Raw genomic sequence first — 22,400 nt, 5'->3', positions numbered from 1 at the left:
CCAACAAAACTTTGGGAGGAAACCATGACAAGAACACTGACCAACTCCGACGACACGACTGCAACCGGCGGCCTCGGCCGCCGCACGCTGCTCAAGGGCGCGGCGACCATCGCCACATCTGCCCTGCTCGCCTCGCGCGCTGACGCCCGCGATTTTGGCGCCAATGCCGAGCCGCAGCGCTACCCCGACCCCGACATCATCGCCATCGACCCCAAGCGCTTCAAGGCCAAGGTCGGCAACACCGCGATCAAGCGGCTCTACACCGGCTGCCTGTGGGCGGAGGGACCAGCGTGGAATGCGCAGGGACAATATCTGGTCTGGAGCGATATCCCCGCCAACCGGCAGCTTCGCTATCTCGACGATGACGGCCACATCTCCGAGCAGTTCCACAAGCCGTCCAACGAGGCCAACGGCAATTCGTTCGACACCGAGGGACGCCAGCTCTCCGCCGAACGAACACGTCTCGTCCGCTACGAGCACGACGGTTCGGTGACGACGCTGGCCGAGCAGGCCAATGGTAAGCCGCTCAACGGACCGAACGACATGGTCGTGCATCCCAACGACAAGGCGATCTGGTTCACCGATCCCGGCTATGGCGCGATCAGCATCTACGAGGGCAAGCTCGCCAACACCGGCTCGCTGCAGCCCTATCAGAAGGAAGCGGTGTATCGCCTCGACACGCAGACAGGGCAGGTTTCAAAGGTCGCCGACGAGCCGTTCAAGCCGAACGGCATCGCCTTCTCGCACGACTACAAGAAGCTCTATGTCTGCGACACCGGCATCACGCATTATCCTGACGCCAAGAACGTGGTGTGGTCCTACGACATCGACGGGCCAAAACTGTCGAATCCGAAGAAGCTGATCGACATGACGCTCGACGGCAAGTCAGGCTTCCCCGACGGCTTGCGCGTCGACACCGAGGGCAACATCTGGGTCGGCGCCGGCTGGGTCGGTCCGGGCTATGACGGCGTGCAGGTGTTTTCAGGCGCCGACGGCGCGCGGATCGGGCAAATCCTGTTGCCGGAGACCTGCGCCAACGTCTGCTTCGGGGGCAAGAAGCGCAACCGCCTGTTCATGACCGCGAGCCAGTCGCTGTATGCGGTCTATGTGGAGACGCAGGGGGCGCATTTCTGCTGAGAGCCCTCACTCTCTCCACGCATCATGGCCGGGCTTGTCCCGGCCGTGACGGCTGAATGTGGGGCGACCGGGTTGCCCTACCCCGTATTCCTCAACCCCGCCGAAATCCCGTTGATCGTCAATTGAATCCCGCGCAGCACCTGCTCGTCCGGGTTCTGCGCGCGGTGCTCCTTCAGTAGCTCGACCTGCACATGATTGAGCGGATCGAGATAGGGGAAGCGGTGGCGCACCGAGCGTTCGAGCAGCGGGTTGCCTTGCAGCAAGCGGTCCTGGCTCATGATGTCGAGCAGCGTCTCGATGCAGGAATGCCATTCGCGGCGGATGCGGCCGAAAATCTTTTCGCGGAGCGCCTCATCCGGCACCAGCTCGGCGTAGCGCGAGGCGATCGCGATCGAGCTTTTGGCGAGCACCATGTCCATGTTCGACAGCAGCATGCGGAAGAACGGCCATTCCTTGTAGAGCTCTTTGAGGAAAGGCATGCCCTTGTCGGGATGCTCGGCGATCCATTGCTCGACCGCGCTGCCGAAGCCGTACCAGCCGGGCAGCATCAGGCGGCATTGCGCCCAGGAGAACACCCAGGGGATGGCGCGCAGATCCTCGATCGCGCGGGTCTTCTTGCGCGAGGCCGGACGGCTGCCGATGTTGAGCGTCGCGATCTCGTTGATGACGGTGGACGCCCAGAAGTAATCGACAAACCCCTCGGTCTCGTAGACGAGGCCGCGATAGGCCTTGAAGGCAAGGCTCGACAGCTCGTCCATCGTGGTGAGGTATTCGCGGCGCGGCGCGCTCTGGCGCGGATGCAGCAGACTTGCTTCGAGCGTCGCCGCGGCCAGGATCTCCAGATTGTTGCGGCCGACTTCGGCGTTGGAATATTTCGACGAGATGATCTCGCCCTGCTCGGTGATGCGGATCTGTCCGTTCACGGCGCCGCCGGGCTGCGCAATGATGGCATCATAGCTCGGACCACCGCCGCGGCCGACCGAGCCGCCGCGGCCGTGGAACAGGCGCAGGCGCACGCCGTGCCGCTCGAACACGTCGACGAGGCCGATCTCGGCCTTGTAGAGCTCCCAGCCCGAGGTGACGAAGCCGCCATCCTTGTTCGAGTCGGAATAGCCGAGCATGACCTCCTGCACGCTGCCGCGGCTGTCGACGAGGCGGCGGTAATCGTGCAGCGACAGCATCCGGTCCATGATGCTGCTGGAGGCCTGCAAATCCTCGATGGTCTCGAACAGCGGCACGATGTTGATCGCGCTCCGCCCCGACGGATGAACGAGGCCGACCTCCTTGAGCAGCACCGCGACCTCGAGCATGTCCGACATGCCCTTGCACATCGAGATGATGCACTGGGGAATGGCGTCCGAGCCGAACTTCGCATGCGCCTCCGCGGCGGCGTGGAAGACGTTGAGCTCGCCCATGGTCTCGTCGCTGTATTTGACGAACGGCGAGACCAGCGAGCGCGTCGAGCGCAGCTCGTTGGTGAGCAGCGAGATGCGGGCGTCCTCGCCGAGCGCGAGGTAGGACATGCCGGGATTGGCGGCGTCCATCAGCTCCGCGATGGTGCGCTCGTGCACGGCTGAATTCTGCCGGATGTCGAGCCGCGCCAGGTGGAAGCCGAAGCAGTCCACCGCGCGGCGCAGCAGCCGCAGCCGGCCGCGGGCGATGACGCGGGCGTTGTTGGAGATCAGCGAGCGGTGCAGCACGTCGAGGTCGGCCTGCAACTCCTTGACGCTCTCGTACGGCCTGCCCTTGCCGACCGGCCGGCGCGTGATCTCGACCTCAAGCGCTTCGGCCGTCGCGGTCAGGCGCGCATAGATGCCGGAGACCGCCAGACGATAAGGCTCGCCGCTCCGGTGTGGCGAGGTATCCGGCGAGCGTTCCGCGAGCGTCCGCAGCTCCTCGGAGACGTCGGCGAGATGCGCTGCGATCGACAGCTCGGAGCCGAGCACGTGCAGCTCGTTGAGATAGAACTGCATGACACGGCTCGACTGCAGCCGCAGCGTGCCGCGCATGACGTCGGCGGTGACGAAGGGGTTGCCGTCGCGGTCGCCGCCGATCCAGCTGCCCATGCGCAGGAACGAGGCGAGCTCGCTGGCGGCCTGCTCGCCGCCCTCCTCCAGCCGGTCTTCCAGCACGTTGACCAGCCGCGGCACCTCGCGCAGGAAGGTGTAGTCGTAGAACGACAGGCCGTTGGCGACCTCGTCGAGCACGGTGAGCTTGGTCCGGCGCAAGAGATTGGTCTGCCACAGCGTCAGCACCTCGCGGCGAAGCTGCTCGTCGCTGGCGTCGGCCTCATCAGCGGTCAGCGCGACGCGCTCGCGGCGGTCAAGCAGGCTTGCCACCTCCATCTCGCGGTCCATCGTGCTCTTGCGGCGGACTTCGGTCGGGTGCGCGGTCAGGACCGGGCTGACCTGCGCAGTCTTGAAGAAGTTGCGCAGCGCATCGGAGCTGATCCCGGCACTCCTGGCATGGGCCAGCGTTTCCGCAAGGACGCCGGAGCCGTTGGCGGCGCTGCGGGCACGCATCTGGCGAATGTTATTCTGATCCTCGGCGATGTTGGCGAGGTGGGAGAAATAGCTGAAAGCGCGGACGATCCGCACCGTCTCCGAGGTCGACATGCCGTCGAGGATCTGCTCGAGCTCGCGGCGGGCGATCCGGTCCTCGTCACGGTGGAACCGGATCGAGGTCTGGCGGATGCGCTCGACCAGGTCGAAAACGTCCGCCCCCTCCTGGTCGCGCACGGTGTCGCCCAGAATGCGCCCGAGCAGGCGAATGTCGTCCCGCAGCCGCGTGTCGGCTTCCAGGGCCTGGACGTCTTCAGGCCGGTTGGAGCGAAGATCTGTGGCGTCGGACGGTACGGTCTGGAGGGACATCGGCTCGCTCCCTGGTTCGAGCTCGCTTGGCTCCCCGGCCGACTGAGTGTGCAAGTTTTTTGCCGCAGCGCAAGGTGAAGTTGGGGGCGGTGCACACGCCGACTGGGTAGCCCAGATGGAGCGCAGCGCAATCCGGGGCCGCTGCATCGTTGCGCGACCTTCCCGGATTTCGCTGCGCTCCCTCCGAACTACGGCCCGGCAAACGGGGGGCAGGCCGGCACGATCACCTGGCCGATCGGCCGGAGCGCGCTATGGGCGGTCTTTCTGCTCAATAAAATTGCCCCACTCCTCCCTGAGGACCGCGCGGAAGATTCCGGGTGGCAGCGCTTCCTCCGCGACCTCCCCCTTCGAGGAGGCGCTGGGGTCCAGGAAAATCCCGAACAATGGCAGGCACGCTCTCATCGCGTAGCTTGCAGCGTCATCGAGCGTCCGAACCCCAGCTGCCTGCGCATCATGTGCGTGCATACGGACACAAGCACGGAAGCGGGAAACGGTTGGCTCTTCATTGTGAGTCTGCGCGAACGACGCCGGTGACGACAATGCCAGAAGCGAGATCAAAATAGCTGCTCTCAATGGACTTGCTCCCAAGGCGTTCAAACATGGCTCATCAGGGAGATTTTTGTGCATCGTTGTGGCCGTTTCGGGTCAAAAGCCCGCGCAGCGCGTAGGATGGGTAGAGCCCTTGCGAAACCCATCATGCTTCGTCATCGGCGGACGAATGATGGGTTTCGCTTCGCTCTACCCATCCTACCAGCGACCAGCTACGCCGGCACGATCACCTTGCCGATCGGCCACAGCGCTATTCCCGCGAGCTTCAGATGCGCCCAGGCGAAGGGGATGCCGATGATGGTGACGGCGAGGACGAGCGCGGTCAGGAGATGTCCGAGCGCCAGCCACCAGCCCGCGAGCACGAACCAGATGATGTTGCCGATCACCCCGAGCGGGCCGGTGCCGATATCGCTCATGCCGGTGACGTCGTAGCGGTTGACCGCCCGCGAGCCGAACGGTAGCAGCGTATAGACGGCGATGTTGAATGCCGCCCGTGCCCAGGGCAGGCCAATGATGGTGACGGCCATGATCACCGCGGCGATCAGCCAGCCGACCGCCATCCAGGCGCCGCCGATGAAGATCCAGAGCAGGTTGAGCAGAATGGAAACGGGGGACATGGCTTTTTCCGTGGTCAATGACCCCACCTATATAGGTGCGAAAATCGTCCCTGCGAAGACAGCCATCGAGGCTCGCCGGTGCGATTGCCTCAAATGGCGCCACCTGCTTTCGCTTCATTGAATTGATGCACGCCGCGCCCAGAATATCTCGCATGTTTGAAACATTCGGAACGTGATCGCGTTGCCGTCGCGGCCGATGGGGCCTGGGGGTTCAAATGTCCGATTTCATCATCGAGGAAGGTCTGCCGTATCCGCTGGGTGCGCATTGGAGCGGCAACGGCACAAATTTTGCGATCTTTTCAGCCAATGCCACCAAGGTGGAGGTCTGCCTGTTCGACGGTGACCGGGAGACGCACCGTTTCGAGCTGCCGGAATATACCAACGAGGTCTTCCACGGTTACATCTCCGGCATCGGCCCCGGCACCTTCTACGGTTACCGTGTCTACGGCCCCTACAATCCCGACGCCGGTCACAGGTTCAATCCCAACAAGCTCCTGCTCGATCCCTATGCCCGTGCCCACGCCGGGGCCCTGACATGGAATCCGGCCGTGTTCGGCTACAAGATGGAGACAGGTGACGACCTCACCTTCGACGACCGCGACAGCGCGCCTTTCGTACCCAAATGCGTCGTCGTCGACCCCGATTTCGACTGGCATGAAGAGATCGCGCGGGATGATGTTCATTGGGACGAGACCATCGTCTACGAGACCCACGTCAAAGGCTTCACCAAGAAGCACCCCGATGTACCGGAAAACCTGCGCGGCACCTATGCCGGCTTCGCCACCCCGAAGCTGATCGACTATCTCGCGTCGCTCGGCGTGACCTCGATCGAGCTGCTGCCGATCCACTCGTTCATCAATGACGACCATCTTCTCGGGAAAAACCTCGTCAACTACTGGGGCTATAACACCATCGGCTTCTTCGCGCCCGACCCGCGCTACGCATCCGACGTGCCGAACAGCCTGCGCGAATTCAAGGAGATGGTCTCAAAGGTGCACGGCGCCGGCCTCGAGGTGATCCTCGACGTCGTCTACAACCACACCGCCGAAGGCAACCATCTCGGCCCGACGCTGTCCTTCAAGGGTATCGACAACGCCAGCTATTACCGCCTGCTGCCCGACCGGCGGCGCTATTACATCAACGACACCGGCACCGGAAACACCGTCAACCTGTCCCATCCGCGCGTGATCCAGATGGTGATGGACAGCCTGCGTTATTGGGCCGACGACATGCATATCGACGGCTTCCGCTTCGATCTCGGCACCATCCTCGCACGTGAGGTCTACGGCTTCGACGAGCAGAGCGGATTCCTCAAGGCGATGGACCAGGACCCGCTGCTGTCGACCATCAAGCTGATCGCAGAGCCCTGGGATTGCGGCCCCGGCGGCTACCAGGTCGGCGGCTTCCCGCCCGGCTGGGCCGAGTGGAACGACAAATATCGCGACACCGTGCGCGACTATTGGCGCGGCGAGGCCCCACCGTCCGCGCTTGCAACGCGGCTGCTTGGCTCGGCTGACATCTTCGGCGGCTGGGGCGGCCGCCGCTCATGGGCCAGTGTCAACTTCGTCACGGCCCATGACGGTTTCACGCTGAACGACTGGGCGAGCTACAACGACAAGCACAACGAGGCCAATGGCGAAGGCAACCGCGACGGCAGCTCCAGCAATCGGTCCTGGAATTGCGGCGCCGAAGGTCCGACCGAGGACGAGGACATCCGCGGCTTGCGCGAGCGGCAGAAGCGCAACATGCTGGCGACGCTGCTGCTCTCGCAGGGCACGCCGATGCTGCTCGGCGGCGACGAATTCGGCCGCACCCAGCAAGGCAACAACAACGCCTATTGCCAGGATAGCGATATTTCCTGGTTCGACTGGGACATGGGCGAGGATTCGCAAAAGCTGCTCGCCTTCACCAAACGCGTGATCCAGCTCCGGCGCGATTATCCGATCCTGCGCCGCAGCCGCTTCCTCACCGGCGCGCACGACACCAAACTCGACATCCGCGACGTCGTTTGGGTCAATGCCAATGGCAGCGAGATGTCGAGCGCCGACTGGGAAAGCGGCTGGTTGAAGTGCTTTGGCGTCGTGCTCGACGGCCGCGCACGCAAGACCGCAATCGCACGCCATGGCGAGGACGACAGCGTGCTGATCATCCTCAACAGCTACGAAGGCGAGGTCGATTTCAAGCTACCGCCGACGACGGCGGGTCCATGCTGGTCGCTGCTGCTCGACACGAATGCCAGCGATGGCGCATCCGGCGCCCGGTTCGAGTTCGACGACATCTACAAGGTGCCGGGCCGGTCGTTCCAGCTGTTCGTCGGCGGAGAGCTGGCGTAGGGGTCAGCTACCTCCCCTCGAACTTCGGCTCACGCTTCTCCATGAACGCCTTCATGCCCTCGGCCATGTCCTGGGTCTTGAACAGCGGCAGGAGCTGGAGATAGACGTGGTGGACGTGGTCGTGGAAGTTTTCGTTCATGCCCATCCGCATCATGCGCTTGGAGGCCTGCACCGCGAGCGGCGCGTTGGCGGCGATCTCGCGGGCGATCGCGGTGGCCCGGGTCATCAGTTCGGCATCCGGCACGACCTCGTTGGCGAGGCCCCAGTCCAGGCACTCGCGCGCGCTCAGCGTGCGGCCGGTAAAGATCAGCTCGGAGGCCTTGGCCCAGCCGAGCATGCGCGGCAACAGCCAGGTGCCGCCGGATTCCGGCACCACGCCGCGCTTGACGAAGGCGGCGGCAAGCTTCGAGGATTCCGCCATGATGCGGATGTCGCAACCGAGCGCAGTGTCCATGCCGTAGCCGGCAGCGCCGCCATTGACGGCGCAGATGGAGGGCTTGTCCATCGCCTGCAAGACCGTCGGCGGTGTGTTACGAAGATTGATCGTGGTCGGCGATGACGCAGCGCTGAGGCCGTTGCCGTCGCGCTCCCTACGCAGATCGAGGCCGGCACAGAACGCCCGGCCCTTGCCGGTCAGGATCACGACGCGAACGTTCCTGTCCTCATTGGCTTCGGTGAGGAAGCTCGCGAGATCGTTCAGCATCGGGCCGGAGATGGTGTTCATGCGCTCCGGCGCGTTCAGCGTGATGGTCGCGATATGGTCGGCGACCTCGTAGAGGACTTCGTTGGCGGCGTCGGTCATGAAAATGTTTCCTGGTCCCTGATCTCGTAGGGTGGGCAAAGGCGCGTTTGCGCGGTGCCCACCATCTATACCTTGTGACCGTTCTCGTGGGCACGCTTCCGCCTTCGCTCTTCGAGCTACGGCGGACAAGTCGCTTTGCCCACCCTACAGGTCCTCGTCGAGTTGTCAGATCTTCCGCCCCGCCTGCTCCCAATAGGGATCGCGCAGGCGGCGCTTGAAGATTTTTCCGGAGTCTTCGCGCGGCAGGCCCAAGCGGATCTCGACATGCTTCGGCACCTTGTAGTCCGCGAGCGAGGTCTTCAGCCTTGCACGGACATCGGAGGCATTGAGCGTGACGCCCGCTTGCGGCTCGACCACGGCCATCAGTGCCTCGCCGAACTCGGCGTCGGGGATGCCGAACACCGCGCAATCATGCACGCCGGGCACAGCGTGCAGCACCGACTCGATTTCCGCCGGATAGATGTTGACGCCGCCGGAGATGACCATGTCGCGCTTGCGGTCGCAGATGAAGACATAACCGTCCGCGTCGATATAACCGACATCGCCGGAGGTGATGAAACCGTCGCGGTCGATCTCGGCGCGCTTCTCCGGCTTGTTATGATAGGTGAAGTCGGCCATCTCGGCCATGCGCGAATAGATCTCGCCGATCTCACCGACATCAAGCACGCGACCGTCGTCGCCGATGAAACGCAGCTCGGCGCCGGGCGAAATCTTGCCGACGGTGCCGGGCTTCTTCAGCGCGTCCTCGGAGGTTGCGAAAGTCACGGCGCTGGATTCCGTCGAGCCGTAGAATTCATAGATCACCGGCCCCCACCACTCGATCATGGCGCGCTTGACGTCGGCCGGGCACGGCGCTGCGGCATGGATGATGTGGCGGAGCGAAGAGACGTCGTACTTCTTGCGCACCGCCTCCGGCAGCTTCATCAGGCGGATAAACATGGTCGGCACCATGAAGATGGTGTCGATCTTGTATCGCTCGATGAGTTCAAGAAACTCTTCGGCCTCGAAGCGCGGCATCAGCACCAGCGCGCCGCCGAGCTTCCCCGCGCGGATCCCGAACGAGTTCGGCGCGGAGTGATAGAGCGGCCCCGGCAGGATCGCGCGGGCGCCGGGCTTCAGCCCATAGATCATCGCGCGCATGCGTTCGCCGGCAGCCTGCTGATCCGGCGACGGCGCATGACGGCGCACGCCCTTTGGATGGCCTGTCGTGCCCGACGTATAGATCATATTCATCGGCTGCGGCACGACCGGGCCGTCATAGGGCTGGTGCTGGGCGAGCCATGGCTCGAAATCGATCGCGAAATCCGGCGTCTTCAGATGATCGGGATCGATCTTGTAGCTGGATAGGATCTCCGGCGGCGTCGGCACGCTGAGCACGGTGACGCCTTTGGGAATCGCATCGCGCAAGGCGTGCAGCATGTCGGCATGGCCGATCAGCACGGAGGTGCCGGTGTCGCCGAGGATGTAGTTGATCTCCTCCGGCTTGAAATGCCAGTTGATGGGCACGCCATAGGCGCCCAGCCGCATCGCAGCGTAGGCGGCTTCGAGAAAGGCGATGTCGTTGCGCATCAGCATGCAGACGCAATCGCCCTGCTTGACGCCGATCTTGGCGAGGCCCGAGGCGATGCGATCGGCGCGGGTTGCGACCTCGGCATGGGTGCGAGAGCGATCGCCGGAGACGATGCCGAGGAATGGGGACGTTTCGCTCATTTTTTTTCTTTGTTGTTAGCGACGGTCTCAGCTAGTCGTCATCACCGGGCTTGTCCCGGTGATCCAGGTTCTTGCTTCGTCGCATAGAGCCAAGAACGTGGATGGCCGGGACAAGCCCGGCCATGACGGCGATCATCAATCCGCATACCTCGCCGCACGCTTCTCCAGATTCGAGCGCACAGCTTCGGTCTGGTTCGCACTGCCAATCAGCTTCTGCTGCTCGACGGACTCCGCGAGCAATGCCGGCCCCGGATCGACCGAGAGATTGTTGAGCAGACGCTTCGCCGCGCGGATCGCATCGGGACTCTTGCCGGCGATCTCGCGTGCGACTTCGAGGGCCGCCGCGCGCGGGTCGTCGCAGATGCGCGTCGCGAGGCCGTAGGTCATCGCCTCCTGCGCGGAGAAGATGCGCCCCGTATAGGTGAGATCGCGCAGGATGTCGTCGCGCACCAGCGAGGCGAGGATCGGCGTGCCCGCCATGTCGGGGACGAGACCCCATTTGATTTCCATCACCGACATCCGCGCATCGGGCGTGAGGAAACGCATGTCGGCACCGAGCGCAAGCTGGAAGCCGCCGCCGAAAGCCACGCCCTGGATCGCGGCGATCACCGGAACCGGAAGCTGGCGCCAGCCCCACACCGCCTGTTGCGGAAAATTGGCCAAGCCATGCGTCCGCTTGGTGAGATCGCGATTTTCGCCACCCGGAATTCCGTTGCCGCCGCCTTCCTTCATGGCGGCAAAACGCCCCATATCGAGCCCGGCGCAGAAGGCGCGGCCTTCGCCCGACAGCACGACGACGCGCACACTTTTGTCCTTCGAAAGCCGTTCCGTCGCCGCGACAAGGGCCTCGAACATCGCCTGATCGAGCGCATTCATCTTGTCCGCACGCACCAGCCGCACGTCGGCGACGCCTTCCGAGATCGAGATCGAGACGCGCTCTTCCATGGATGAATTCTCCCCTGCTTCTTGCCTGTTCTTGTTCGGTGCCGCTTTACAGAAAGCCGATGGCCGGATTTAGTCAATCGACCAATTAACTGACAATCCGTACGGGAGAAACAGCCATGTTCAAGGAAAATCTTCTGGCTGGGCGCAGCATTCTCGTGACCGGCGGCGGGACTGGGCTCGGCAAGTCGATGGCGGCGCGCTTCCTCCAGCTCGGCGCGGAGGTGCACATCTGCGGCCGGCGCAAGATCGTCTGCGACGAGACCGCGACCGAGCTGATGGCCGAATATGGCGGCCGCGTCACCAGCCATGGCGTCGATATCCGCAATGCGCTCGCGGTCGAAGAGATGATCGAGAACATCTTCCGCGATGCGCCGCTCACCGACCTCATCAACAACGCGGCCGGGAATTTCATCTCGCGTTCGGAAGAACTGTCGCCGCGCGGCTTCGACGCGGTCGCCAACATCGTCATGCACGGCACGTTCTACGTGACGCAAGCCGTCGGCAAGCGCTGGATCGCCTTGAAGCAGCCAGGCAATGTCGTCTCGATCACCACGACCTGGGTGCGCAACGGCTCGCCCTATGTGGTGCCGTCGGCGATGAGCAAGTCGGCGATCCACGCCATGACGATGTCACTCGCGACCGAATGGGGGCGCTACGGCATCCGCCTCAACACCATCGCACCGGGCGAAATTCCGACCGAAGGCATGAGCAAGCGCATCAAGCCCGGCGATGAGGCCGGCGCACGCACCAAGGCGATGAACCCGATGGGCCGCGTCGGCACCATGGAGGAATTGCAGAACGTCGCGGTGTTCCTGATCTCCGGCGGCTGCGACTGGATCACCGGCGAGACCATTGCCATGGACGGCGCGCAGGCGCTCGCCATGGGCGGCAATTTCTACCAGCTCCGCGACTGGGGCGACGACGACTGGAAGACCGCGCGCGAAAGCATCATGGCGCAGAACGAGAAGGACCGGGCCAAGCGGGGGTGATCTCGTGCTGCGAGGGAAGACGTGTAAGGGGCTGACACTTTCACCCCGCCCTCAATTGTCGTCCCCGCGAACGCGGGGACCCATAACCACAGGGAGAAATTTGGCGCGAGGCTGGTAACTCCGAGTCTTCGCAAAACTTCTCCCTGTGGCTATGGGTCCCGGATCTGCGCTGCGCTTGTCCGGGACGACAGCCGGGCTTCCCATCTTGTCTTCGCCCGCGGATGACGCCACACTCCCCGGCATAAAAACAAAACGCCACGGGAGAGACATGTCCACCATACAGCCATTGACTGATCTCGCCGACATGGTGCGCGAGCGCGCGACGAGCCGCGGCAATGCCATTGCCTACGAGTTCGAGGGCCGCGCCACCAGCTTCGCCGAGTTCGACGTCAAGACCAACAAGGTCGCCAATGCCCTGATCGCGATGGGCGTCAACAAGGGCGAGCGCATCGCCTATCTCGGCAAGAACAGCGACCTCTATTTCGAGCTGCTGATGGGCGCAATGAAGGCCGGAATCGTGATGGCGCCGGTGAACTGGCGGCTGGCCGGGCCCGAGGTCGCGTTCATCGTCTCCGATTGCAAGGCCCCTGTGCTGTTCGTCGGGCCGGAGTTCATCACGCAGGTTCGCCAGATCAAGGAGCAGCTGCCGGGCGTGCGCACCGTCATCACCACCGAAGGCGGCGCGCCGGAATGGCAGGATTTTAACGCCTGGCGCGATGCACAGAGCGGCGATGATCCGAAGGTCGCGATCGACACAAAAGACATCGCGATCCAGCTCTATACGTCCGGCACCACGGGCAAGCCGAAAGGGGCGATGCTGAGCCACGCGAACTTCCTCAATCTCGTGCAGACCGGCAACGCCGCTGACAAGCCGGAGTGGAACCGATGGTCGACCGACGACGTCTCGCTGGTGGCGATGCCGATCTTCCACATCGGCGGCTCCGGCTGGGGCGTGATGGGGCTCTATCACGGCGCCCGTGGCGTGATCGCGCGGGAGTTCGATCCGACCAAGGTGCTGGATTTCTTCGAGCAGTCGGGCATCACAAAACTGTTCATGGTGCCGGCGGCGATGCAGTTCGTGGTGCGGCAGCCGCGCGCGAAGACGGTCGATTTCTCGCGATTGAAATACATGCTCTACGGCGCCTCGCCGATTCCGGCGGCGCTGCTGAAAGAGTGCATCGAGATCTTCAAATGCGGCTTCGTGCAGATGTACGGCATGACCGAGACCACCGGCACCATCGTCGCGTTGCCGCCGGAGGACCACGTCGAGGGGCTGGAGCGAATGCGCTCGGCCGGCAAGGCACTGCCGGGCGTCGAGATCGCCATCCTCGACGCCGACGGCCAACCGCTGCCACCGCGCGAAGTCGGCGAGATCGCGACGCGCTCGGGCTCCAACATGGCCGGCTACTGGAATTTGCCCGAGGCGACCGCCTCGACGCTGCGCGGTGACGGTTGGCTGCGCACCGGTGACGCCGGCTACATGGACGAGGACGGCTACCTCTACATCCACGACCGCATCAAGGACATGATCATCTCCGGCGGCGAGAACATTTATCCTGCCGAGGTCGAGAGCGCACTGTGCGATCACCCCGACGTCGCCGAGGCCGCCGTGATCGGCATCCCCGACGACAAATGGGGCGAAGCGGTAAAGGCCGTCGTGGTGATGAAGCCGGGCAAGCAGGCGACCGCCACCGACATCATCAACTTCACCCGCGAACGCATCGCGGGGTTCAAGACGCCGAAGAGTGTGGAATTTTTGCCGGCGCTGCCGAGGAACCCGTCGGGCAAGATTTTACGGCGACAGTTGCGGGAGCCGTATTGGGCGGGGAAGGATCGACGGGTGAACTAGCTAATCCAGAATCCCGCCCCGGCGACATTTCTGGATTGCTTCGCTGCGCTCGCAATGACGGTGTGGAGGCAGAAGCGCGCCTCTCTTCGCCGTCATTGCGAAGAGCCCTTGCGACGAAGCAATCCAGGCTGCCTCCGCGGAAAGACCCTGGATTGCTTCGCTACGCTCGCAACGACGATTAGTGCTTCCCCGGCCCCATATACCCGAACAGGAAACCCGCGACCTTGCGCATCTGGATTTCCTCGCTGCCCTCGGTGATCCGATAACGGCGGTGGTGCCGGTAGATGTGCTCGAACGGCTTGTGGCGTGAATAGCCCATGCCGCCGTGGACCTGCATGGCGCGGTCGGCGGATTCGCAGCAGAGGCGGTTAGCCCAATAGTTGCACATCGAGACGCGGTCGGAGAGCGTGCGCTCGATCTGCTCCTCGTTGAGCTGGTCCATCTCCCAAGCGGTCTTGCGGATCAAGAGGCGCAGCATCTCGGCCTGCGTGGCAAGCTCGACCAGCGGGAACTGGATCGCCTGGTTCTCCGCGAGCGCCTTGCCGAACGGCTTTCGCTCGCGCGCGTATTTCACGCTCTCGTTGATGCAGTAGACGGCCGCACCGAGCGAACTTGCCGCCTGACGGATGCGGTTCTGATGGACAAAACATTGCGCCAGCGACAGGCCACGGCCGACCTCGCCGAACAGCGCATCATCAGGCACGAACACATCCGTAAAACTGACGCGGGGATGGTCGGTCGGCATGTTGAAGGTCCACATGTACTCTTCAATCTTCACGCCGTGGCTCTTGGCCGGCACCAGGAAGCAGGTGATGCCACGCGCATCGCCGTCATTGCCGCTGGTGCGTGCGAACAGCGCGCAATGCGTGGCGACGTGCATGCCGGTGGTCCACATCTTCTCGCCGTTGATGATCCAGCCCTTGACGTTGTCGCGGGTCGCCGGCACCGCACGCGTCTCCATGTGGGTCGCGTCCGAGCCGTGATTGGGCTCGGTGAGCCCGAACGTAATGCGGTATTTGCCCTTGATCGAGCCGTCGATCATCGCCTTCTGGTCGTCGCGGCCGTAGCGATCGAGCATCGTCGCGACGGGGAAATTGCCGACGATGGAATGCTCGTTCTGGAGATCGTTGTGCAGGCCGAGGCCCTTTGCGGCGAAATGCTCGCGGATCACGGCCATCCAGAGATTCGATCCGTCCTTGCCGCCATATTGCTTCGACACCGGAAAGCGCAGATGGCCGGCGGCGTCGGCGAGATCCTTTGCCTTGCGCAGCAGCGCCTCCCACTCGTGGCGTGGCAGACCGCCATTCTCGAAATCGGTGCGCGCCCATTCGCGGCGATGGTCGAAGAAGCGGATGTTGTCGTCGGCCGCTTCCAGCGGCTTGATCTCGCGTTCGATGAAGCGGTCGAGCTCTCCGAGATAGGCGACGAGATCGGCAGGCAATGAGAAATCCACGGTTCTCTCCCGGATGATTTTATCGTTTTGTGTTAAGGCGCTAGTCGCGTTTTTGCTTGGCGTGATTAAGCCGAGAAGCGCGCGCGCAAGTCAAGCAATGCGAGGCGTGACAGATGCGCAAGGCGCGCCCGCGCAATTCGATGGTGCTCCGGCGCTGACGCGCGGTAGTATGACGCCAATAGTCCTTCACGAGAAAATGCGGGAGCGCGCGATGGAGCTGAAATTCTCAAAGGTGGAACGCAAGGGGCCGATCACGATCGTGACGCTGTCGCGGCCCGAGGTCTACAACGCGCTGCACACCGATGCGCATTTCGAGCTGCAAAAGGTGTTCGACGATTTCTCCGCTGATCCCGAACAGTGGGTCGCGATCGTCACGGGCGCGGGCGACAAGGCGTTCTGTGCCGGCAATGATCTGAAGTGGCAGGCCGCGGGCGGAAAACGCGGCTGGGACAGGGGCGGCTTTGCCGGCCTTACTGCGCGCTTCGACTGCGACAAGCCGATCATCGCCGCGGTGAACGGCGTTGCCATGGGCGGCGGCTTCGAGATCGCACTCGCCTGTGATCTGATCATCGCGTCGGAGAACGCGACCTTCGCCCTGCCCGAGCCGCGCGTTGGGCTGGCCGCACTCGCCGGCGGCCTGCACCGGCTGCCGCGCCAGATCGGCCTGAAGCGCGCCATGGGCATGATCCTCACCGCTCGCCATGTCGGCGCCAGGGAAGGTTTTGAGATCGGCTTCGTCAACGAGGTGGTGCCGCAGGGCGAAGCGCTCACGGGCGCGCTGCGCTGGGCCGAGATGATCACCAAGAACTCGCCGATGTCGATCCGCGCCTCGAAGCAGACCATCCAGAAGGGCCTTGGCGTCTCGCTGGAGCAGGCGATCGAGGAGCAGCGCGAATATCCGGCGGTGAAGGCGATGGTGGCCTCGCAGGATTATGTCGAGGGCCCGAAGGCGTTTTCGGAGAAGCGGCCACCGAATTGGGTGGGGAAATAAGGCGGTCCCTCCGCTCGTCATTGCGATGAGCCCTTGCGACGAAGCAATCCAGACTGCCTCCGTGGAAAGACTCTGGATTGCTTCGCTGCGCTCGCAATGACGGCTGATGGAGCGTCGCCTAGGCCCGCCCCTGTTCCCGCTTGTAGGACGCGTAGTTCGGCTGATCGACGGCGAGCTTGTCCATCGTGGTCGCCCAGAGATGCTCGGCGAGCCCGGGCGTCGCAAGATCGACCTCGCCCTTTGCGATGCGATCCGCGAGCGCGCCGTTGAGATCGCTCACCGAGCCATCGATGCCGAGCAGCGCCCGCAAGCGCGCCACCTCCGCAGCATCGCTCCCCTCCTCCTGCGTCAGCTGCCGCGTGACGAGATCGAGGATGTTGATGGCGACGCGCAGCTTGAAGGCCTGGTGGCCGGAGATCAACGGCGCGATGTCGTTGCGAAGGAAATCGGCGACCGATTTGGTCAGCTCGATCGGGGTTGGTTCGTCCTGCATCTATCAGCTCCCGCGCGGCGCCAGCAGCCGCAACAGATCGATCTCGGTCTCGGACGCGCGGCGCCCGATCATGGCGCGCTCCATCGAATGATCCGGCCCCTCGCGGAACCGCTGCATCATCCCGCCGCACATGATGCCCCAGCGCAGCGTGCCCATCACTTCCCAGAATTTCACACGCGCCGGGTCGACCTTGCGGCCTGCCGCCTCATAGCCCGCGAACAGTTCCTCGCGTGAGCCGAAGCCGCCGACAGGCTTGTCGATCTCGCCAAAGCGCCACGAATTGACGCAGACCCAGCCGAGGTCCTCCATGGGATCGCCGAGATGGGCGAGCTCCCAGTCGAGCACCGCGCGCAATCCGTCGGCGCCGATGATGAGATTGCCGTTGCGGAAATCGCCATGCACCAGCGTCGTCTCGGCCGACGGACCGGGATCGTGGTCACGCAACCAGCGCAGCGCCAGCTCGAACACCGGTTTTGGCCAGTTCAGGCTGCGATAATCGCGATCGAACTCACCGATCTCCTCGGTTGCGCTCCGGCTGCGCAGCTCCGGCAATTTGTCCTGCGGCAGCCTGTGCAGGCCGGCGAGCACGCCGCCGATCTGCCGTGCCAGCTGCGGCCGCGCGGCCGCGTACGCGTCATCGCGCAGAATCTTGCGCGCGATGGTCTCGCCCTCGACCCGCTGCATGATGAAGCCGGTGCCAAGATCCTCGTCCGGCGTCAGCACATGCATCACGCGCGGCGACGGCACGCCGGCCTCATAGGCGAGCTGCATCAGCTGCGCCTCAGCCGCAAGGCCCGCAGCGCGCGTCGGCGCCGCGCCATAGCCCTTGGGCGAGCGACGCAGGATCGCACCGATCGGCCCGTCGGGATGCACGATGTCGAAGCGCCAGGTTTCCTGACTGGCACCACCCGACAACTTCGCCGCGCCGGTGACGCCGGTCGCCCCGGGACACCAGCGCTGCGCGCTACGGGAGAGTTCCGCCTCGATCATTTGCCTTTGATCATTTGCCGTTGAATTTGGCAGGGCGCTTCTCCAGGAAGGCGCCGACGCCTTCGCGGAAATCATCGGTGTCGCCGGCGCGGAGCTGGCACTGAAATTCGAGATTGAGCTGGTCCTCGAAGGAATTTTCCGGGCTGTCCCAATAGAGCTTGCGGATCAGCGACAGCGCCACCGTCGGGCCGCTCGCGAGGTCGCGCGCGAGCTTCATCGCCTCCTCCATCAGCACGCCGTCATCGTAGACGCGGTTGATGAGACCCCATTCCAGCGCCTTCTCGGCCGGCAGGCGCTCGCCCATCAGCGACAATTCGACCGAGCGCGCCTTGCCGATCAGGCGCGGCAGCAGCCAGGTCGAGCCGCAATCCGGCACGAGGCCGATGCGGCGGAAAGCTTGAAGGAAGTAGGAGGAACGCGCGCACAGGACCATATCGCCGAGCAGCGCGAAGCTCATGCCGGCGCCGGCGGCCGGGCCGTTGACCGCGGTGATGATGGGACAGTGCAGATTGCGGATGCGGCGCAGGAAGGGATGAAAGCCGGTCTCCAGCGTCATGCCGGCCTTGGTCTTCTTCGCCTGGTTGTTGCGGCCCTGAAGATTCGCGCCGGTACAAAACGCCCGCCCCGCGCCGGTCAGCACCACGCAGCGTACCTCGTCCTTCTTTTCCTCGATCGCGTCGAGCGCCTCGGAGAGGCCGCCGAGCATGTCCATGGAGACCGCGTTCATCACCTCCTGATGGTCGAGCCGGAGGATCGCGACCGAACCATCGAAATCGAGCGTGACGTGTTTGAACTGCATGGTTTCCTCGTCAGTTGCAGCCAGCGATGTTTCGCAGACCGGAATTCGTTTTGCCGGGCGCATATTTGATTTTTGTCGCGGCCTTGTCCATGGTGCTGCGAACATACCTTGTCGTCATATCGCACAATCTTGCGCGCACAGGCTGGCGCGCGGCGGTGCCAAAAAAGCAGGAAACGCGCCATGTCCATTTTCGACCTCACCGGCCGCGTCGCGGTGATCACCGGCGGCAATGGCGGTATCGGGCTCGGCATCGCGCAGGCGCTCGCCGCCCAGGGCTGCAACGTCTCGATCTGGGGCCGCAATGCCGACAAGAACAAGGCTGCTGCCGCGAGCATGGCGGGCCTCTCCGGCAAGGTCGATGCCCGCGTCTGCGACGTCACCGATCCGGCCTCGGTCAATGCCGCGATGAAGGCGACGCTCGACACCTTCGGCCGGGTCGACGGCTGCTTTGCCAATGCCGGCATCGGCGGCGGCGGCCGGCGCTCCTTCATCGAGCGCACCGAAGAGGAATGGCGCACAATGTTTGCGACCAATCTCGACGGCGTGTTCCACGCCTTCCAGGCCGCCGCAAAACACATGACCGACCGCGCCAATGCCGGCGACCCCTTCGGCCGGCTGGTCGCGACCTCGAGCCTCGCCTCGATCTTCGGCACCGCACGCAACGAGCATTATGCGGCGACCAAGGCCGCGATCAACGCGCTGGTGCGCGCACTCGGCGTCGAACTGGCGCGTCACGGCGTCACGGCGAACGCGATCCTGCCCGGCTGGATCAGGAGCGACATGACCGCCGGCATCATGGGCAACGAAAAATTCGTCGCCAACGTGATGCCGCGCATTCCGGTGCGGCGGTTCGGCGAGGCATCCGATTTCGGCGGCATCGCGGTGTATCTGATGAGCAAGGCGTCGTCATATCACACGGCGGATACGTTCGTGATCGACGGCGGCTATACGGCGTTTTGATTTTCAAGTTCTTAACCCGGATGGAGCGTAGCGCAATCCGGGACGACCAAAAAGCAAACAGATCCGGATTGCGCTGCGCTTCATCCGGGCTACACACTCTGAGGGAATGGGCAAATGTTCTCACACATTATGATTGGCACCAACGACCTCGACAAGGCCAAGTCGTTCTACGACAATCTGCTGAACACGCTCGAAGTGCGGCCGGCCAAGGTCGACGGCCACCGCATTTTCTACTTCACCAAGACCGGCGTGTTCTCGGTGTCGAAGCCGATCAACGGCGAGGCAGCAACCTGTGCGAATGGCGGCACCATCGGCTTTGCCTGCAATTCGCCGGAGCAGGTCGATGCATGGCACGCGGCCGGCCTCGCAGCCGGCGGCGCGTCAATCGAGGACCCGCCCGGCGTGCGCCAGGGCCCGGGCGGCAAGCTCTACCTTGCTTACCTGCGCGACCTCGACGGCAACAAGATCTGCGCGATGCACCGGCTGCCGAACTGATTGCTCAGGATGCTGTCATTCCCCGCGAAAGCGGGGAATCCAGTACGCCGTGGCCTCTCCACTCAATCGCTGCCGTCACGGAATACTGGATCGCCCGATCAAGTCGGGCGATGACCAGCGGAGAGTGGGGCGCGCACCTACCGCCCCCGCACTCAGGTTCAAACAACATTTCAAACGCCTTTGCGAAATTCCATCGCATGGCATGGCTCGCGTGAGAAAATACGCGCTCGCGCTTTGATCGCGCTGCGACTATTCTCCGGCTCAACGCGATCTCAGCAACTCCGGGAGGAACAATGACAAAACATACCTACATACCCCGCACCACCAATTACACCCTCAATCCCGGCGACGAGCTCAACGACCTCAGGATGTCGGACCAGGTCCGGCCGCTCTACGATCACGTCAGGAAGTTCATCCGCGAAACCGTCGAGCCGATGTCGATCGAGTTCGCCAAGGCCGGCGAAGGCAAGCAGGACCGCTGGAGCTTTACGCCGAAGCAGCTCGAAGTGCTTGAGGTCGCCAAGAACAAGGCCAAGAAGGAGGGCCTCTGGAATTTCTTCCTGCCCGATGACGAGACCGGCCAGGGCCTCAAGAATCTCGACTACGCCTATATCGCCTCCGAGCTCGGCAAGAGCCCGCTGGCGTCCGAGAGCATGAACTGCTCGGCGCCCGACACCGGCAACATGGAAGTGCTGGAGCGCGTCGGCACCAAGGAGCAGAAGGAGAAGTGGCTGAAGCCGCTGATGAACGGCGAGATCCGCTCGGCCTATGTCATGACCGAGCCGAACGTCGCCTCCTCCGACGCGAAGAACATCTCGACAAGCGCCAAGCTCGTCGGCGACGAATGGGTCATCAACGGCGAGAAATATTACATCTCGGGCGTCGGCGATCCCCGCTGCAAGATCCTCATCGTGATGGTGAAGACCAATCCGGATGCGGCGCCCAGCAAGCAGCAGTCGCAGATCCTGGTGCCGCGCGACACGCCCGGCGTCGAGGTGCTCGGCCCCATGTACGTGTTCGGCCAGGACCACGCGCCGCGCGGCCACATGCACATGCGCTTCAACAATGTGCGCGTGCCGAAGGAAAACATGCTGCTCGGCGAAGGCCGCGGTTTCGAGATCTCGCAGCTCCGCCTCGGTCCCGGCCGCATCCATCATTGCATGCGCACCATCGGCAAGGCCGAGAAGGCGCTCGACCTGATGGTGCAGCGTGGCCTGACCCGCGAAGCCTTCGGCAAGAAGATCGCCCATCTCGGCGGCAACATGCAGATCATCGCGCAGGCGCGTTGCGAGATCGAGGCGATGCGGCTGATGGTGCTGAAGGCGGCCAAGGCCATGGACGTGCTCGGCAACAAGGAGGCCCGCGTCTGGGTCTCCATGGTCAAGGCCATGGTGCCGGAGCGCGCCTGCAAGATCATCGACCAGTCGATCCAGATGCACGGCGCCACCGGCATCTCGCACTGGACCCCGCTCGCGGAAATGTACCAGGACGTGCGCCATCTGCGCTTTGCGGATGGTCCGGACGAGGTGCACTGGATGGTGGTGGGACGGCATGAGCTGAGCATGGCGTGAGGCTTTGCCTCTCCCCGCTCGGAGAATGCTGTAGGGTGGGCAAAGGCACGCACTTCGCGTGCCGTGCCCACCATCAGGGCGTGGTGGGCACGCTTCGCTTTGCCCACCCTACGAGAATCATTTCCAGGTGACTTCCCATGGACTACGCCGCCAGCGACCTGACGCCACGCGAGCGCTACAAGGTGCTGACGTCATTCATCCTGCCGCGGCCGATCGCGTGGGTGACCACGGTCGGTCCATCAGGCGTGGTCAATGCCGCGCCCTTCAGCTTCTTCAACGCCTTCTGCGAGGACCCGCCGCTCTGCATGTTCGCGGCCAACCGCAAGCCTGATGGACAGGACAAGGACACCTTCCTCAACATCCAGCGCACCGGCGAGTTCGTCGTCAACCTCGCCGACGAGCCGCTGGCGAAAGCGATGCACGAGAGCAGCGGCGACTTTCCGCCTGAGATCGGCGAGCCCGACTATCTCGGCTTGAAGCTCGCGCCCTCAAGCAAGATCGCGGTGCCACGGCTTGCCGACACGCCCTGGGCGATGGAGTGCAAGCTCTGGAAGATGATCGACGTCAACGACGATCGCCGCCTGATCATGGGCGAAGGCATCCACTTCCATATCCGCGACGAGCTGTGGGACCACGAGGCGATGCGGGTGCACATGGACCGCTATCACCCGATCGGCCGCATGTTCGCCGACCGCTACTGCCGCACGGATGACCGCGTGGTGTTTCCGGCGGCGGAGGGGGCGAAGAAGCCGTAGGGCGCGGTGCCGTAGGGTGGGCAAAGGCGCGAAGCGCCGTGCCCACCATCTCTGTCTGTTGCGAAAAGTGCGTGGGCACGCTTCGCTTTGCC

General features: G+C 63.8%; 18 protein-coding genes. 9 read left to right on the top strand and 9 right to left on the bottom strand.

The window, feature by feature from the left end:
* The first annotated feature begins 24 nt into the window (after positions 1–24).
* On the top strand, positions 25–1,137 hold the full coding sequence (locus AB7532_RS10865; protein WP_441234786.1) for an SMP-30/gluconolactonase/LRE family protein: 1,113 nt from the start codon (positions 25–27) through the stop codon (positions 1,135–1,137).
* A 77-nt stretch (positions 1,138–1,214) separates the two neighbouring features.
* Here the strand turns inward: AB7532_RS10865 and ppc are convergent, their stop codons facing one another.
* Positions 1,215–4,007, bottom strand: coding sequence for a phosphoenolpyruvate carboxylase (ppc, locus tag AB7532_RS10860; protein WP_441234785.1), 2,793 nt, complete (start codon positions 4,005–4,007; stop codon positions 1,215–1,217).
* Positions 4,008–4,768: 761 nt separating this feature from the next.
* Positions 4,769–5,173 (bottom strand): YccF domain-containing protein, encoded by a 405-nt coding sequence (locus AB7532_RS10855; protein ID WP_441234784.1) that lies wholly within the window; start codon positions 5,171–5,173, stop codon positions 4,769–4,771.
* Between the two features lie 215 nt (positions 5,174–5,388).
* Between AB7532_RS10855 and glgX the strand changes: the two genes are divergently transcribed.
* Positions 5,389–7,506 carry a glycogen debranching protein GlgX gene (gene glgX / locus AB7532_RS10850; protein WP_441234783.1) on the top strand — a complete coding sequence of 706 codons (2,118 nt, stop codon included), beginning with the start codon at positions 5,389–5,391 and terminating at the stop codon, positions 7,504–7,506.
* A 7-nt stretch (positions 7,507–7,513) separates the two neighbouring features.
* On the opposite strand, the gene AB7532_RS10845 is transcribed toward glgX, so the two are convergent.
* From AB7532_RS10845 to AB7532_RS10835, 3 genes are all read right to left on the bottom strand, one after another.
* Positions 7,514–8,308 (bottom strand): enoyl-CoA hydratase/isomerase family protein, encoded by a 795-nt coding sequence (locus AB7532_RS10845; RefSeq protein ID WP_441234782.1) that lies wholly within the window; start codon positions 8,306–8,308, stop codon positions 7,514–7,516.
* A gap of 165 nt (positions 8,309–8,473) precedes the next feature.
* Positions 8,474–10,018, bottom strand: coding sequence for an acyl-CoA synthetase (locus tag AB7532_RS10840; RefSeq protein WP_441234781.1), 1,545 nt, complete (start codon positions 10,016–10,018; stop codon positions 8,474–8,476).
* A 135-nt stretch (positions 10,019–10,153) separates the two neighbouring features.
* Positions 10,154–10,963 (bottom strand): crotonase/enoyl-CoA hydratase family protein, encoded by an 810-nt coding sequence (locus tag AB7532_RS10835; RefSeq protein WP_441234780.1) that lies wholly within the window; start codon positions 10,961–10,963, stop codon positions 10,154–10,156.
* 116 nt (positions 10,964–11,079) lie between these two features.
* Between AB7532_RS10835 and AB7532_RS10830 the strand changes: the two genes are divergently transcribed.
* Together AB7532_RS10830 and AB7532_RS10825 are read left to right on the top strand one after the other, a co-directional pair.
* Positions 11,080–11,952: an SDR family oxidoreductase gene (locus AB7532_RS10830; RefSeq protein WP_441234779.1), complete on the top strand. Its 873-nt coding sequence runs from the start codon at positions 11,080–11,082 to the stop codon at positions 11,950–11,952.
* 268 nt (positions 11,953–12,220) lie between these two features.
* The gene (locus tag AB7532_RS10825; protein ID WP_441234778.1) at positions 12,221–13,801 is read left to right on the top strand and encodes a fatty acid--CoA ligase; all 1,581 of its coding nucleotides are present in this window, start codon (positions 12,221–12,223) and stop codon (positions 13,799–13,801) included.
* 178 nt (positions 13,802–13,979) lie between these two features.
* Here the strand turns inward: AB7532_RS10825 and AB7532_RS10820 are convergent, their stop codons facing one another.
* Complete coding sequence (locus tag AB7532_RS10820) at positions 13,980–15,254, bottom strand: acyl-CoA dehydrogenase family protein (protein WP_441234777.1); 1,275 nt, start codon at positions 15,252–15,254, stop codon at positions 13,980–13,982.
* Positions 15,255–15,465: 211 nt separating this feature from the next.
* Here AB7532_RS10820 and AB7532_RS10815 point away from each other — a divergent pair, with 211 nt between their 5' ends.
* Complete coding sequence (locus AB7532_RS10815) at positions 15,466–16,245, top strand: enoyl-CoA hydratase-related protein (protein WP_441234776.1); 780 nt, start codon at positions 15,466–15,468, stop codon at positions 16,243–16,245.
* Positions 16,246–16,363: 118 nt separating this feature from the next.
* Here the strand turns inward: AB7532_RS10815 and AB7532_RS10810 are convergent, their stop codons facing one another.
* Genes AB7532_RS10810 through AB7532_RS10800 form a run of 3 tightly spaced genes read right to left on the bottom strand, consistent with a single transcriptional unit; the run spans position 16,364 to position 18,527 of the window.
* Entirely contained in the window at positions 16,364–16,738 is a 375-nt protein-coding gene (locus AB7532_RS10810) for a DUF6285 domain-containing protein (protein ID WP_441234775.1), read from the bottom strand.
* Positions 16,739–16,741: 3 nt separating this feature from the next.
* Positions 16,742–17,728 carry a phosphotransferase family protein gene (locus AB7532_RS10805; RefSeq protein ID WP_441234774.1) on the bottom strand — a complete coding sequence of 329 codons (987 nt, stop codon included), beginning with the start codon at positions 17,726–17,728 and terminating at the stop codon, positions 16,742–16,744.
* A 10-nt stretch (positions 17,729–17,738) separates the two neighbouring features.
* Positions 17,739–18,527 carry an enoyl-CoA hydratase/isomerase gene (locus AB7532_RS10800; protein ID WP_441234773.1) on the bottom strand — a complete coding sequence of 263 codons (789 nt, stop codon included), beginning with the start codon at positions 18,525–18,527 and terminating at the stop codon, positions 17,739–17,741.
* 180 nt (positions 18,528–18,707) lie between these two features.
* Between AB7532_RS10800 and AB7532_RS10795 the strand changes: the two genes are divergently transcribed.
* From AB7532_RS10795 to AB7532_RS10780, 4 genes are all read left to right on the top strand, one after another.
* Positions 18,708–19,487: an SDR family NAD(P)-dependent oxidoreductase gene (locus AB7532_RS10795; RefSeq protein WP_441234772.1), complete on the top strand. Its 780-nt coding sequence runs from the start codon at positions 18,708–18,710 to the stop codon at positions 19,485–19,487.
* 114 nt (positions 19,488–19,601) lie between these two features.
* On the top strand, positions 19,602–19,982 hold the full coding sequence (locus AB7532_RS10790; protein WP_441234771.1) for a VOC family protein: 381 nt from the start codon (positions 19,602–19,604) through the stop codon (positions 19,980–19,982).
* Positions 19,983–20,275: 293 nt separating this feature from the next.
* Positions 20,276–21,553, top strand: a complete 1,278-nt coding sequence (locus tag AB7532_RS10785) for an acyl-CoA dehydrogenase family protein (protein ID WP_441234770.1) — start codon at positions 20,276–20,278, stop codon at positions 21,551–21,553.
* A 137-nt stretch (positions 21,554–21,690) separates the two neighbouring features.
* On the top strand, positions 21,691–22,308 hold the full coding sequence (locus AB7532_RS10780) for a flavin reductase family protein (RefSeq protein WP_441234769.1): 618 nt from the start codon (positions 21,691–21,693) through the stop codon (positions 22,306–22,308).
* Positions 22,309–22,400 lie beyond the last annotated feature (92 nt).

Source organism: Bradyrhizobium sp. 930_D9_N1_4 (assembly GCF_052076015.1).
In the GTDB taxonomy this organism is placed as follows: domain Bacteria; phylum Pseudomonadota; class Alphaproteobacteria; order Rhizobiales; family Xanthobacteraceae; genus Bradyrhizobium.
This window is presented reverse-complemented; position numbering and strand designations above follow the sequence as displayed.

Coding starts and splice junctions, on each gene's coding strand:
- AB7532_RS10865 (WP_441234786.1), top strand. CDS start 25: ATGACAAGAACACTGACCAACTCCGACGACACGACTGCAACCGGCGGC.
- ppc (WP_441234785.1), bottom strand. CDS start 4,007: ATGTCCCTCCAGACCGTACCGTCCGACGCCACAGATCTTCGCTCCAAC.
- AB7532_RS10855 (WP_441234784.1), bottom strand. CDS start 5,173: ATGTCCCCCGTTTCCATTCTGCTCAACCTGCTCTGGATCTTCATCGGC.
- glgX (WP_441234783.1), top strand. CDS start 5,389: ATGTCCGATTTCATCATCGAGGAAGGTCTGCCGTATCCGCTGGGTGCG.
- AB7532_RS10845 (WP_441234782.1), bottom strand. CDS start 8,308: ATGACCGACGCCGCCAACGAAGTCCTCTACGAGGTCGCCGACCATATC.
- AB7532_RS10840 (WP_441234781.1), bottom strand. CDS start 10,018: ATGAGCGAAACGTCCCCATTCCTCGGCATCGTCTCCGGCGATCGCTCT.
- AB7532_RS10835 (WP_441234780.1), bottom strand. CDS start 10,963: ATGGAAGAGCGCGTCTCGATCTCGATCTCGGAAGGCGTCGCCGACGTG.
- AB7532_RS10830 (WP_441234779.1), top strand. CDS start 11,080: ATGTTCAAGGAAAATCTTCTGGCTGGGCGCAGCATTCTCGTGACCGGC.
- AB7532_RS10825 (WP_441234778.1), top strand. CDS start 12,221: ATGTCCACCATACAGCCATTGACTGATCTCGCCGACATGGTGCGCGAG.
- AB7532_RS10815 (WP_441234776.1), top strand. CDS start 15,466: ATGGAGCTGAAATTCTCAAAGGTGGAACGCAAGGGGCCGATCACGATC.
- AB7532_RS10810 (WP_441234775.1), bottom strand. CDS start 16,738: ATGCAGGACGAACCAACCCCGATCGAGCTGACCAAATCGGTCGCCGAT.
- AB7532_RS10805 (WP_441234774.1), bottom strand. CDS start 17,728: ATGATCGAGGCGGAACTCTCCCGTAGCGCGCAGCGCTGGTGTCCCGGG.
- AB7532_RS10800 (WP_441234773.1), bottom strand. CDS start 18,527: ATGCAGTTCAAACACGTCACGCTCGATTTCGATGGTTCGGTCGCGATC.
- AB7532_RS10795 (WP_441234772.1), top strand. CDS start 18,708: ATGTCCATTTTCGACCTCACCGGCCGCGTCGCGGTGATCACCGGCGGC.
- AB7532_RS10790 (WP_441234771.1), top strand. CDS start 19,602: ATGTTCTCACACATTATGATTGGCACCAACGACCTCGACAAGGCCAAG.
- AB7532_RS10785 (WP_441234770.1), top strand. CDS start 20,276: ATGACAAAACATACCTACATACCCCGCACCACCAATTACACCCTCAAT.
- AB7532_RS10780 (WP_441234769.1), top strand. CDS start 21,691: ATGGACTACGCCGCCAGCGACCTGACGCCACGCGAGCGCTACAAGGTG.